Consider the following 13222-nt stretch of genomic DNA (forward strand, 5'->3'; position numbering starts at 1 on the left):
GAGAAGCCCGGTCGCGGTGGACGCGAGGGTCCTGTCCCTCCGTCACGGTTTCGAAGCCGCGGACGATCGCGGATCCGGCCGTGAATGAGCTTGTCCTCTTGACCGTGCCGCGCCCCGGCCGGGGTGTGCGGCCTCGGCCCGATGACTAGCCGGCGGCGCCGGCTCCGCCGAAGAGCGGGACGATGCGGTCGGTACGGCTGTCGTTGATCAGCTCGTTGTCGTTGTTGTTGTGGTTGTTGATGATCAGCCTGAAGCGCTTGCGGCTGTGGTGACGGTGGCAGCTGCCGCCGCCGCAGCAGCAGCGACGCCCACCGTAGCCGCCGCCACCGCAGGTCTGGAAGGCCGCGGCGGTGACCGTGGTGGTCATCGCGTTGGCGCTCATGACAGTGGTCGCCGCGCCCATGGTGACGACTCCGCCGGCCAGTGCCGTGCTGACCGCGAGCCCTGCGAGGACACTCTTGAACTTGGGCATTGCGTTTCCCCCTTGAAAGGACTAATTATCCCTGTTTTCGACATTTTCCGTATAAAACGAAAAACGTCAGGGATAGCCGGTGATGAGCCATCCCTGGTTGTCATAGTTTCCTCACATGTCTGCTGACAAACGGACATCGAAGGCTTTTGCACTCCTCTTAGCTATTTATCGTCGATGTTGGATGCCTATTGGTCGTTTTGAAATGAAATGTATTTAATGTCGGATTTGTTCTTTGAGAACGGGAGGAAGGCGCGGGACGCCGCCGGACGGTGAGCCGGTGCCGCCCTCGCGTACCGGAGCCGGGGTGGTGGGGGCGGGACGGAGCGGGAACTCGGGGAGGGGGCGGAGTGCGGGGCGGCGGCGGGAAAGGCGGTGCGCGGGAAGCCCCGGGGACGCGCGAAGGCCCCGCGGTCCGGAAACCGCGGGGCCTCGCCTGTGACTTCGTGAAATGAGAACTCGCACTGTGTCGAGGGTCAGGGTCCTGGGGATCTCTCCTCAAGTTTCCGCTGTCGCTGTTTGGCCGGTTTCTCTGGGTGAGAAGCGCCGTCGCGGCGAATGCGGGGGTCCTGTCCCTCCGTCACGGTTTCGAGACCGCGGGAAATCGCGGGTCGAGCCGTGAGTGGTTCCGTCCTCTGACGGTGCCGCGTCTCGGTGGGAGCGCGCGGCCCCGGGGCCGGTGACTACTCGTCGTCGCCGCCGAGGGTCAGGGGCCGGAGACGGTCGCTGCGGTTGTCGTTGCGCAGGTAGTTGTCGTTGTTGTTGTGGTTGTTGATGATCAGCCTGAAGCGGTGGTGGCTACGGCGGTGGTGACGGTGGCCGCCGCAGCAGCGACCGCAGCCGCGCCGCCAGCCGCAGCCGCCACCCCACGTCGGGTAGGCGGCGGTGGTGATCGCGGTGGTCATCGCGCTGGCGCTCGTGACGGTGGTCGCCGCGCCCATGGCGACGGCTCCACCGGTCAGTGCCGTGCTGATCGCGAGCCCTGCGATGACACTCTTGAACTTGGGCATGCGTTTCCCCTTTGAAATGATCGGTTACCCCGATTTCCGACATATTCCGCATGAGCCGGAATTGTCAGGGACGGCCGGTGATGAGCCATCCCTGCTTGTCATGATTTCCACCCATGTCTGGCGAGAAACGAGAATCAGGGGGTTTTACTCTGTTCTTATCCATTTATGGCATGTGTTCAACTCTTATTAGTTATTTTGAAATGAAATGTCTCTAATGTCGTATTTGTTCACCGAGGGTGAGAGGGGTCCGGCCGCCGAGTGGCGCCCGGCGTCTGCGGGCGGTCCTGCGAACGCCATCGAGCTGATGGCGATAAATCGTGTGATAAAAGACATCTGGCGAAAAGGGCCTTATGTGTCTTTTGTGGCCCCCGGAGGCTGTCGCCCGGCATGTCGCGAGCCGAACTATCGTGGAAGGGCAGCGGAACGACGGGAGGACGCGCGGTGAGCAACCCAATCCCCATCTGGCCGGGCGAGATGATCGACCTCGGCGAGCAGCGGGTCCACGTGCGGTCGACGCCGCGAGGGCCCTCCGAGACCGCCGTCTACGTGCACGGTCTCGCGGGCTCCGCGACCAACTGGACCGACCTGATGAGCGAGCTGTCCGGAGTGGTGACGGGGTACGCCCTCGACCTGCCCGGCGCCGGATACTCCCCGGAGCCGCCCGGCGGCGACTACTCCGTCGACGCCCACGCCCGGACCGTCACCGCCCTGATCGAGCGGGTCTCCGACACCCCCGTGCACCTGTTCGGCAACTCCCTGGGCGGCGCCGTCTCGGTGCGGGTCGCCGCCACCCGCCCCGACCTGGTCCGGTCGCTGACCCTGATCTCCCCGGCCCTGCCCGACCTCCTGCCCCGGTACGGCCCGGCCCGGGTGGCGCTGTCCACCGTGCCCCACATCGGCGAGTGGGCCGCGAGCCGGCTCACCCTCGTGCCCGCCGAGCGCAGGCTCGGCGCCACGATGGCCATGTGTTACGCCGACATCGGGCGGATCCACCCGCAACGGCTCAAGGAGGCGGCCGAGGAGCTGCGCCGCAGGGACGGCCTGCCGTACGCGGTGGAGGCCCTGATCAACTCGGCCCGGGGCATCGTCGCCGAGTACTTCAGGCGCGGGGAGACGAACCTGTGGCGGCAGGCGGCCACGGTGACCGCGCCCACGCTGGTCATCCACGGCCGCCACGACCGCCTCGTCAACCCCCGGATGGCCGCCCGCGCCGTCCGGACGTTCCCGCGCGTGCGGCTGATGCTGCTGCCCGACGCCGGGCACGTGGCCCAGATGGAGTTCCCCGAGCGGGTGGCCCGCGAGGCCGGGCTCCTGATCGCCGAGACGGTCCTCGCGCCGGTTGGGGAATGACGGGGGCACCGGGTTAGGTTGTGAGTGGAGCGTGCTGCGCCAGCCGCATCAAGGACCCCTGAAACGGGAGCAGAACTGTGTCGTTGCCACCGCTGGTAAAGCCGGCAGCCGAGCTGACCGTCGACGAGGTGCGCCGTTACTCGCGCCACCTGATCATCCCGGACGTCGGCATGGCCGGGCAGAAGCGCCTGAAGAACGCCAAGGTGCTCTGTGTGGGCGCCGGAGGCCTGGGCTCCCCCGCGCTGCTCTACCTCGCGGCCGCGGGAGTGGGCACGCTCGGCGTCATCGACTTCGACGTGGTCGACGAGTCCAACCTGCAGCGGCAGGTCATCCACGGCCAGTCCGACGTCGGCCGCCCCAAGGCCGAGAGCGCCGCCGACAGCGTCAAGGAGATCAACCCGCTGGTCAAGGTAGTCGTCCACAACGAGGCGCTCACCACCGACAACGTGATGGAGATCTTCGCCGCCTACGACCTGATCGTCGACGGCACCGACAACTTCGCCACCCGCTACATGGTCAACGACGCGGCCGTCCTCCTCGGCAAGCCGTACGTCTGGGGTTCGATCTACCGCTTCGACGGCCAGGCCAGCGTCTTCTGGGCCGAGCACGGCCCCTGCTACCGCTGCCTGTACCCCGAGCCCCCGCCGCCCGGCATGGTCCCCTCCTGCGCCGAGGGCGGCGTGCTCGGCGTGCTGTGCGCGTCGATCGGCTCCATCCAGGTGAACGAGGCGATCAAGCTTCTCGCGGGCATCGGCGAGCCGCTGGTCGGCCGTCTGATGATCTACGACGCCCTGGAGATGAACTACCGCTCCGTCAAGGTCCGCAGGGACCCCGAGTGCGTGCTCTGCGGCAAGAACCCGACGGTCACCCAGCTGCTCGACGACTACGAGGCGTTCTGCGGCGCGGTCTCCGAGGAGGCCCAGGAGGCCGCCTCCGGCTCCACGATCACCGCCGCCGAGCTCAAGTCCTGGCAGGACAAGGGCGAGAACATCTACGTGATCGACGTCCGCGAGCCGAACGAGTACGAGATCGTGTCCATCCCCGGCGCCGTGCTCATCCCCAAGGGCGAGTTCCTCAACGGCTCGGCGCTGGAGAAGCTGCCGCAGGACAAGAAGATCGTCCTGCACTGCAAGTCCGGTGCCCGCTCCGCCGAGGTCCTCGCGGTCGTCAAGAACGCCGGCTTCTCCGACGCCGTCCACGTGGGCGGCGGCGTGCTCAGCTGGATCAAGACGGTCGACCCGAGCCTGCCCGCCTACTAGCCCGCCCGCCTACCAGAAGGCCCGGAGGCCCCGCGTGACCCGCGCTCCGCGGAGCACCCGCTCCGCGGGGCGTTCGCTGTGCGGGGCGTTCGCTGTGCGGGCCGTGCGGGGCCGTACGGAAAGGCCCGGCGGGGTTCCGCCGAGGTCACCAAGCGCTCTCCACACCGACGGATCTGGACGGAACGGCGGATGACACCCGCCGTACCGCATTAAGGTCGGGGACGTGAATGAAGTCCCACGTCAGCGGCGGCGTCCATGGCCGACGCTGGTCGTGGCTTCCGCACTGACGCTGCTCTGCGCGATCGTGGCCGGGGTGGCGAGCAGCGCCGCGGCGACGGAGCTCACCCGGGGACCGACCCAGGCGGAGCTCGACCGGGCCGCCCTCGACGAGGTGGCCAGGCGCTGGCAGGCCTGGCCCGCCGGGCGCGTCTTCCCCGCGACCGTCCCCTACGCCGCCGAGCAGGGCGGCGAGGAGAGGGCCCGCCGGGTGGGCATCTCGCCGGAGACCCGCTGCGACGGCGCGGTCGACGCCGGGCTGCGCAAGGCGCTGCGGCGGGCGGGCTGCCTGGGCGTCCTGCGGGCCACCTACATCGACGCGCTCCAGGGGATCGTGGTCACCGTCGGCGTCGCGGCCTTCGCGGACGAGCTCGGCGCCACCAGGGCGAAGGCGGCGCTGCCCAGGGGCGGCGGTCCTTCGCCCGGCCTGAGGGCGCTCGCCTTCCGGGGCACCGTCACCGACCGGTTCGTCTCCGCCGGGCGCCAGGCGGGCCTCGTCCGGCAGGCGGGCCCGTACGTGGTGATGGCCACGGCCGGCCAGACCGACGGCCGGCCCGCCAGGGCGGTCGGCGCGCAGCGGCCGACCCTGTTCGCGTTCACCGGGGACATCGCCGACCGCATCCTCGCCGACCTGTCCATGCCCGCCCGCCCCGACTGCGTCTCCACGGAGTGGCGATGCTGACCACGCGGAGACGTCTCCCCACCGTCGCGGCGGGGAGCCGGGTGACACCGAGGGCGTTGTGGAACGTTCTGATGCGGACGGTGCCGGTGGTGCTGGCGGCGGCGGTGGTGCCGGTGATCCTGGCCCCGGTCCCGGCCGCGCGGGCCGACGACGTGAGGGACAGCCAGCGGGAGGTGCTGCGGACCCTCGGCCTGCCCGCCGCCTGGCGGATCTCCGAGGGCCGGGGCGTGACCGTGGCCGTGCTCGACTCCGGGGTGGACCGCGACCACCGCGACCTGGCCGGCTCGGTGACCGAGGGCAGGGACTTCACGGCCGGGGCCAACCCGCCCGGGGTGAGCCCTCTGAGGCTGCACGGCACGTACATGGCGTCGCTGATCGCCGGGCACGGGCACGGGCCGGGCGGGGCCGACGGGGTGATCGGCGTCGCGCCGCGCGCGAGGGTGCTGTCGGTACGGGTCATCCTGGAGGACGAGGAGCCGGGCTTCCGGGAGTTCAACACCGCAGAGCGCTACGAGAACGTGGTGGCCAGGGGCATCAGGCACGCGGTGGACCGGGGCGCCGACGTGATCAACATGTCGATCTCCAAGGAGCTGGCGACGAGGGAGGAACGGTCGGCGATCCGCTACGCGATCTCCAAGGGAGTGGTGCTCGTCGCGGCGGCGGGCAACGAGGGCGCCGAGGAGCCCGACGCCGGCGGCAACGCCCCCTACTCCTACCCGGCGGCCTTCCCCGGGGTGGTCTCGGTCGCCGCGACGGACCGCGGGCTGCGCCGGGCCTCGTTCTCCAACCGCAACCCCTCGGTCCTGGTGGCCGCGCCGGGGGTGGACATCCTCGGCGCCGGTCCGGGGGACGAGTACTGGGTCGGCCGGGGCACCTCGCAGGCGACGGCACTGGTCTCGGGGGTCGCCGCCCTCATTAAGAGCAAATATCCGAAAATGTCGCCCGTGCTGGTCGTGCAGGCGATCACCGAGGGAGCCACCCGGCGGCCCGTCGGCGGCTACGACACCGGTACGGGCTTCGGCGTCGTCAACGCGACCCGGGCCCTCACCGCCGCCGCGAGGATCTCCCGGCACACCCTCACCGCCGAGGGGGCCGGGGGCGCCGGGGGGCACGACCCCGCCCGCCCGCTGGGCCTCGTGGCCGAGCCGGTCCGGGTCGTGCACCGTGACCGGGACCGGATCACCCTGTACGGCGGCGTGGCCGTGGCCGCCGGGCTCGGCGCGGTCGTCTCCCTGATCGCGCTCGCCGTGTTCGTCGGCCGTACCCGCTCCTCGGAGACCTTCGAGGAACCCGCACCGGATCCGCTCACGCCCTCCTGGCCGTGAGCACCCGCCCGGCCGTGAGCACCCGACGGCGCCGGGCGGGCTCCCCGGGCGGTCCCCGGGGGTCGGGCCGGACCCGGCGCGGCGCCGGACGGGCTCCCCGGGCGGCACCCGGGGGTCGGGCCGGACCCGCCGTGGCGGCGCCGGGCGGACTCCGCCGCCAGGCGCTCTCCGGGGCGCGGCCACGGAGAGTGCCGCGAAAATACCCGCCGCCGATAGGGCGGAGGGGTCCTTCGACGTAGCATCGGAGTATGTCGCAGCAAGGGCGGTCCCGGGAGCCGGAGAGGCCTCTGGGAACCCCCGCCCCCCGCGCTCGCGGTGGCTGGCCGCCGTCAGGCTCCCGGGTGGGCGGCATCGGCGGTGCCGGAGGCGACCGGGTCCGCCGGGCCCGGCGGGCGCCCGCGCCGGGCGCCTCCACCGGGCGGTCCCGCGTTCGGGCCTGGCCGGCGGCGGGCCGCGACCGCGCGGCGGTCAGACGAGCCGAGCTGGCGACCCTGGAGCAGGGCATCCGCTTCCGCACGATCTTCCTGATCCTGATGGGCACGATCCTCGCCATCGCCGCCACCAACGTGCTGACCGGCACGGTCGGGCTGGTGCGCGAGACGAGCTCGCGCCCGCTGACCGCCGCCGAGCAGGACCGCTACATCCAGGACGACATCGCCAGGCGCTGGCACACCTGGACCGCCGACCTGGTCTTCCCCGTCGAGCTGCAGTACATCGGCCTCGGCAGGGTCCAGCAGTACGCCCGCAGGGTCGGGCTCGCCCCCGAGGTGGCCTGCGCGGCGGGCACGGACGCGCCGGTGGGTTCGGTGCTCTCCGAGTACGGCTGCCGCACCCTGCTGCGGGCCACCTACGTCGACCAGACGTCCTCGTTCGCCTTCACCGTGGGCATCGCCGTGCTCGACGACGAGGAGCGGCGGATCGCCGCCTCCGCGCAGCTGGCCGTGGACGACCGGGTGGGGGTGCGCCCCGTGGCCTTCCCGGGCACGGCGACCGAGCTCTTCGGGGCCGCGCAACGACAGCGCAACGCCTGGGTGGGCGTCGGCCCCTACATCGTCTTCTCCACCGCCGGCTACACCGACGGCCGCACCCGCCAGGCGGTCGCCCCCGAGGAGATCCTGCACAGCGAGCTGTGGCCCGCGGCCCAGGCGGTCGCGGGGCGCATCGCCCGCGCTCTCGGCGACGAGCCCAGCGCCGTGCCCCAGTGCACCCAGGGGAACGTGTGCTGAGGCGGCGTCTCTGGGCGGCGGGAGCGCTGGTCGCGTTCTCGGTGGCGGGCCCGGTCCCGGTCGCCGCCCCGGCGACGGCCACCTCGGCGCTCGCCGAAGCGGCGTCGTCCGTGTCGTCCGTGTCGTCCGTGTCGTCCGCGTCCTCCGGGACGGTCGCGTCGTCGACGCCGACGCCCGAGCCGGTGCCCTCGGAGTCCGCCCCGCCCGAGCCGGCCCCGCCCGAGTCCGCGCCGCCAGAGTCCGCGCCGCCCGAGCTTGCCCCGCCCGCGACGGCTCCCGAGGGGGCCGCGGACGTCCGCGAGGACCAGCGCTGGGTGCTGGAGATGCTCAACACCGAGGAGGCGTGGAAGGTCACCAAGGGGTCGGGCGTCATCGTGGCGCTCGTCGACAGCGGGGTGGACGACCAGGTCGCCGAGCTGCGGGGGCGGGTGATCTCCGGGCCGGACATGGGGTCGATCAGGTTCGACAGGGACACCCCGGACGCCGGGCGGCACGGCACCGCGATGGCCTCGCTCATCGCCGGGGCGGGCAGGGGGGAGGAAGGCCTTCTCGGGGTCGCGCCCGAGGCCAGGATCCTCTCGCTGCCGCTGATCGTCGAGGAGCGGCCCGAGGACGGGACCGCCCTGCCCGAGGAGGACCTGCGCTCGCGCGACGACAGCCCGCTGGCCCGCGCGATCCGCTACGCCGCCGACCACGGGGCCAAGGTCGTCAGCATGTCGCTGGGCGCTTACGGGCCGCACCGGAGCGAGCGGGAGGCGGTCTCCTACGCGCTGTCCAAGGGCGTGGTGCTCGTCGCCGCCGTGGGCAACGACGGCGACTCCCAGTACGCCATGGACAACGCCACCTCCTTCTGGAACTTCCCCGCCGGATACTCCGGGGTCATCGGGGTGGGCGCGGTGGACGACCTGGGCAAGCCCGCGGTGTTCAGCAGCGACAACCTGTCGGTCCTGGTCTCGGCGCCGGGCGTCGACGTGCCGGTGGTCGTTCCCGGCGGGAAGTACGGGTCCTCGGAGGGGACGAGCTCGGCGACCGCACTGGTGGCCGGGGTCGCCGCCCTCATAAAAGCAAAATATCCCGATATATCGCCCCAAATGGTGTCGCAGGCGCTCACCTCCACGGCGACGGCGGGTCCCGCCAACGGCTACGACGACCACATCGGGTTCGGCGTCGTCGACGCTGCGGCCGCCCTGGCCAAGGCGGGCCGGCTGATGGCCGGCACGGCGGCGGTCCCGGTGCCCGACGGCAAGCGCTTCGGCGACGGCACCCTGCCCACCGAGCCCAGCAGGCCGGGCCCCGAGCCCGCGCGCCTCTGGCTGTACGGTGTGGGCCTCGCGGGCGGCCTGCTGGCGTTCGCGGCGGCCGTGGCGATGCTCAACCGGCACTCCGGCAGGGAGGGGCCGATGACGGCGGCCTTCGAGCCGGTCCGGCGCGGCAGATCGCGAAGGTAACCGTAATTCGACTGCGATTCGAACGCGTTTTGGACACCGTTCGGATGCGGTAGCCCGGATGTCTGGATTCACGCTCCGGAAAACCTGGAACGTTCGCTAGTCTCGCGCGTTATGGGGTACGAGTTGCGCGTGGAGCGCCCTGCGCCTCTCGCCTTCGCGGAGCTCGCGACTGTGCTGGGGCAGGCGGGGTTCGAGTTCAGGGGATCGCAGGAGTCGGGGGAGATCCTGGCCCGTCACGACGGAGCGGTCCATGCCATCGCGACATGGAACGGCAGCCTCTCCGGCACACCCGGATCCGACTGGCAGGTAGCCCAGCTGGCGCGCGTGTCCGCCCTCCTGGGAGCGCGGCTGGTCGGCGAGGACGGCGAGTCCTACGCGATCCGCGGCGGCCTGGTCGAGCAGCTGAACGGCTCGGCGGCCTACGAGTTCGGCAAGCTCGACGAGATCCTCTCCGCCGGACCGACCGTATGGAGTCAGTAGGCCACCCCACCCCGTACGCCGAGCGGGTGCTCGACCTGGTCGAGCGCATCCCGCCGGGGATGGTGATGTCCTACGGCGACATCGCCGAGTATCTCGGCGAGGGGGGTCCGCGCCAGGTGGGCCGCGTGATGTCCACCTGGGGCGGGGGCGTGCCCTGGTGGCGCGTCGTGCACGCCGACGGCACCCCGCCGCCCGGCCACGAGCAGCGGTGCCTGGCGAGCTGGCGCGAGGAGCGGACCCCGCTGAGGGGCGCCCGCGCCGACATGCGGGCGGCCAGATGGGACGGGAACCCGTAGATCGTACGGCGGGAGAGGGCGGCCGGCGGAAGGATTGTACGGCGGGACGGGACGGGAAACCCGGCTACATTACAAATGCCTGTAAATCCCGCAAGGCCGTAAATGACGGCGTAACCGGCTCCGCTGTGGCGCACTAACATGGCCTAGGACAGCGCTCTGTCCGAAAGGCGGTGCTTTCCCCATGGCCACCGGTGCCACTCCCGCACGATCCAGCGGCGACCCCGTCGCTGATCGTCTGCGGGCTGTCCAGGATCTCTGCGACCGGGGAGAACCCCTCGACTCGATCATGGCGGCGGTGCTGGCCGACGGGCTGAAACCGGCTGAGCGCCGCCGTTTCGACGCCGACGCGCTGGCCGGCCCCCTGGGGTCCCGGCTGGAGATCGCGGCCAAGCGGGGCGCCGCCAGGCGCCGCGAGTTCGTCACGCTCCTGAAGCCGTACGTGACCGGTGTCGACGCGAAGGTCAAGCGCGACCTGCCGGTCGCCCGCAGGCTCGCCTTCCACCTGATCGAGCATCGCGGGATCGACGAGCTCGCCGACGGCGACGCGCTGCAGAAGCTCGTGACCGCCGCGGCGGAGCCGTCCAGGCGGGTCCGCAAGAGCCTCCGCTGGTACGCGGACCTGCCGCTCCAGGACGAGCTGCCCGAGGCCCTGTACCGGCTGCGGGCGGCCGACCTCATCCCGGTGACCCAGGTCGAGGACATCTCCTGGTCGGGCGGGCGGCTGCGCGTCAGCGGCCACGCCTACCTGGCCGGGCTCTCCGTGCGAAGCCGCCGCTTCAACCGGGCGAGTGTGGTCCTGCGCGGCCCGCGCTGGCTGCCGCCGGTGCGGCTGCGCACCCGCAGGACCTTCCACCCCGAGGCGACCCACGGCGCGGAGGAGGCGGGCTGCAACTACGACTGGTCCGGTTTCACCGCCGAGATGAGCCCGTGGCCGCTGCGCTGGCGCTCGGCCGTGCGGGCCGTGGTGCGCGGGGGCAAGCGGCTGCTGCGCCGCCGCGCGACCGTGCAGGACACCACCACCTGGCGTACCGAGATCGTGATCTGGAGCCGGGGCGCCCGCGCCGACGGTCTCCTGCGTGGCCCCTCCACCGGCCGCACCGAGCGCCCGGCGGGGCTGGACCTCGGCAAGGGCTGGTGGATCCGTCCCGTCTGGACCTCCGACCGCGCCCTGCAGATCGTGCTGCAGCCCACCCGGGCCGAGCTGGTCGGCGTACGGCTGGACGACGAGCGCCTGGAGGTCGAGGTCTTCCTGCCGGGCAAGGGCGTGAGCAGGGGGCAGGCCCGCCTGGACGGCCACCGGATCGCCGCCGACTTCACCCCCGTCGAGGGCGGCACCACCGTCGTCGTGCCGCTCGCGACGGCGTCCCTGCTGCAGGAGCGCGACGGCGGCCGGCTCTGGATCGAGCCCAAGGGCGACCCGGCGGCCTCCGTCATGATCGGGAAGGCTCAGGAGAGCCGCACGGTCGTCGGCGACCGGGAGATCACCGTGCTGCGCGACCGGCGCGACCGCGTGAGCGTCTCCGCGCACCGGATCCGCCCCGTCGTCGACGCGGCGACCTGGGACGAGCGGGGCGTGCTCACCCTGGAGGGCTCCTACCCGGGCTCCGGCGAGGCCGCGCTCACCCTCAAGCACCGCACCGGGCTGATCCACGCCGTCCCCCTGGAGCGCGAGGGCTCCCGCTTCACGGTCAGGGTCGCGCCCGCCGCGATGCCCCGCTTCGGCGACACGGCCCCGCTGGGCAGCGGCACCTGGAGCATGGCGGTCCGCGACGCGGCCGGGCAGATCGTCCCGTTCCGGGTCGACCACGCCATCCTCGACGGGCTGGACGAGGACACGAAGATCCTCGACGGCCGCGAGTACCGCCTGATCTCCACCCGGTTCGACATCCCGGTGCTGTCCGTCGCCGAGCACCTCCCCGACGACGAGAAGGGCGCCGGCGGCCTGTTCGCGCTGCGCCGGCACTTCTACCCCGCCGAGCGGAGCCGCGAGCTGAACGACGCGACCGTCTACGTCGCCTACGACGGGCGGCAGTACGAGGGCAGCGTCCGCGCGGTCTACGAGGAGCGGGTGCGGCGCGGCGACGCGGGCGAGCACATCTGGATCGTCAAGGACGGCGCGTTCGTGCCTCCGGGGCCCGAGGCCCTCGGGTTCGGCACGGGCGCGGGCCCGACCGTGGTGCGCGCGGGCAGCCGCGAGCACTACGCGGCGCTGGCCCGCTCGCGCTACGTGGTGACGAACGGCTTCCTGCCGCCGTGGTTCCGCTCCCGCGAGGACCAGGTCGTCGTGCAGACCTGGCACGGCACCCCGGTCAAGCGGCTGGGCAACGACCTGCCGCACATGTCTCGCGACCCCAGGCCGCCGGCCTGGCACCGGCAGGCCGTCGAGGTGCGCGGCTGGGACCTGCTGGTCTCCCAGAGCCCCTGGGCGACCCGCGTGCTGCGCAAGGCGTTCGGCTACCAGGGCGAGGTCCTGGAGAGCGGATACCCGCGCAACGACGTGCTCGTCGCCCCCGACCGTGACGAGCTGGCCGCGGCGGTGCGCGCGCGGCTCGGCATCGCCGCGGACGCCAGGGTGGTGCTCTACGCGCCGACCTACCGCGACTACGACCGCAAGAACGCCTCGATCCGCCTGGACCTGGCCGAGGCGCACCGGGTGCTTGGTCCCGGCCACGAGTTCCTGATCCGGGGTCACTCGATGCAGGCGGCGCCGAACGTGCGCGCCGGGCTCGGGCGTGACGTCACGACATATCCGGATATCACGGATCTGCTGTTGATCACGGACGTGTTGATCACGGACTACTCGTCGGTCATGTTCGACTTCGCGGCGACCGGCAGGCCGATGCTCTTCTTCACCCACGACCTGCAGCGCTACTCGTCCAAGCGGGGCGTCTACCTCGACCTGGCCGCCGAGGCCCCCGGGCCGCTGCTGTCCACCGGGGCGGAGGTCGTCAAGGCCCTGCGGTCGCTCGACGAGGTGGTCGCCGCCCACGCCGAGAAGTACGACCTGTTCCAGCGCACCTATGCGCCCCGCGACGACGGCAAGGCGACGGCGAGGCTCGTCGACCACGTCTTCCCGACCTGACCGTCCCGGACGGTTCGATCGGCTCCGGGGGCCGTTTCCCGAGGTTTCCTGGGAACGGCCCCCGGAGCCGTCTCCGGGCTCGCTCCCGGGGCGTTTCCCGCGCGTCCCCGGCCGTCTCGTGATCCCTGCTTGTTCCCTGACCGTCTCGCGCCCCTTGAACCGGCTCCTCGTGTCGCCCGGCGTCTCGTGATCCCTCTGCTCGTTTCCTGACCGTCTCGCGCCCCTTGGCCGGTTCCCCATCGTTTCCGGGCATTCCGCGATCCCCGGCCGGTTTCCGGCGATTCCATGAGGGGCCTGCGTGGCACCCGTACCACCCGTG

Annotated in this window: 11 protein-coding genes; 9 read left to right on the top strand and 2 right to left on the bottom strand. The window is 71.9% G+C overall.

Annotated elements, in window-relative coordinates:
* Nucleotides 1–145 precede the first annotated feature (145 nt).
* Nucleotides 146–472, bottom strand: coding sequence for a hypothetical protein (locus ABT053_RS25890; protein ID WP_350972072.1), 327 nt, complete (start codon nucleotides 470–472; stop codon nucleotides 146–148).
* Nucleotides 473–1152: 680 nt separating this feature from the next.
* Nucleotides 1153–1479, bottom strand: a complete 327-nt coding sequence (locus tag ABT053_RS25895) for a hypothetical protein (protein ID WP_350972073.1) — start codon at nucleotides 1477–1479, stop codon at nucleotides 1153–1155.
* Between the two features lie 441 nt (nucleotides 1480–1920).
* Here ABT053_RS25895 and ABT053_RS25900 point away from each other — a divergent pair, with 441 nt between their 5' ends.
* The 9 genes from ABT053_RS25900 (at nucleotide 1921) to ABT053_RS25940 (ending at nucleotide 12903) form a co-directional block, all read left to right on the top strand.
* A complete protein-coding gene (locus ABT053_RS25900) occupies nucleotides 1921–2829 on the top strand; it encodes an alpha/beta fold hydrolase (protein WP_350972074.1) in 909 nt (302 codons plus the stop codon).
* Between the two features lie 77 nt (nucleotides 2830–2906).
* Nucleotides 2907–4088, top strand: a complete 1182-nt coding sequence (gene moeZ, locus ABT053_RS25905; protein ID WP_350972075.1) for an adenylyltransferase/sulfurtransferase MoeZ — start codon at nucleotides 2907–2909, stop codon at nucleotides 4086–4088.
* 271 nt (nucleotides 4089–4359) lie between these two features.
* Complete coding sequence (locus ABT053_RS25910) at nucleotides 4360–5046, top strand: hypothetical protein (protein WP_350972076.1); 687 nt, start codon at nucleotides 4360–4362, stop codon at nucleotides 5044–5046.
* Nucleotides 5040–6371, top strand: coding sequence for a S8 family serine peptidase (locus ABT053_RS25915; RefSeq protein WP_350972078.1), 1332 nt, complete (start codon nucleotides 5040–5042; stop codon nucleotides 6369–6371). The genes ABT053_RS25910 and ABT053_RS25915 overlap by 7 nt, the downstream gene beginning before the upstream one ends.
* Before the next feature lie 341 nt (nucleotides 6372–6712).
* The gene (locus ABT053_RS25920) at nucleotides 6713–7597 is read left to right on the top strand and encodes a hypothetical protein (RefSeq protein ID WP_350972080.1); all 885 of its coding nucleotides are present in this window, start codon (nucleotides 6713–6715) and stop codon (nucleotides 7595–7597) included.
* A complete protein-coding gene (locus tag ABT053_RS25925) occupies nucleotides 7591–9045 on the top strand; it encodes a S8 family peptidase (RefSeq protein ID WP_350972081.1) in 1455 nt (484 codons plus the stop codon). The genes ABT053_RS25920 and ABT053_RS25925 overlap by 7 nt, the downstream gene beginning before the upstream one ends.
* Nucleotides 9046–9156: 111 nt before the next feature.
* Entirely contained in the window at nucleotides 9157–9525 is a 369-nt protein-coding gene (locus ABT053_RS25930) for a hypothetical protein (protein WP_350972083.1), read from the top strand.
* On the top strand, nucleotides 9513–9821 hold the full coding sequence (locus ABT053_RS25935) for an MGMT family protein (RefSeq protein WP_329085718.1): 309 nt from the start codon (nucleotides 9513–9515) through the stop codon (nucleotides 9819–9821). The genes ABT053_RS25930 and ABT053_RS25935 overlap by 13 nt, the downstream gene beginning before the upstream one ends.
* A 181-nt stretch (nucleotides 9822–10002) precedes the next feature.
* Nucleotides 10003–12903, top strand: coding sequence for a CDP-glycerol glycerophosphotransferase family protein (locus ABT053_RS25940; RefSeq protein WP_350972085.1), 2901 nt, complete (start codon nucleotides 10003–10005; stop codon nucleotides 12901–12903).
* Nucleotides 12904–13222: the final 319 nt, after the last annotated feature.

Origin of the sequence: Streptosporangium sp. NPDC002524 (assembly GCF_040295985.1) — a bacterium.
Classification (GTDB): domain Bacteria; phylum Actinomycetota; class Actinomycetes; order Streptosporangiales; family Streptosporangiaceae; genus Streptosporangium.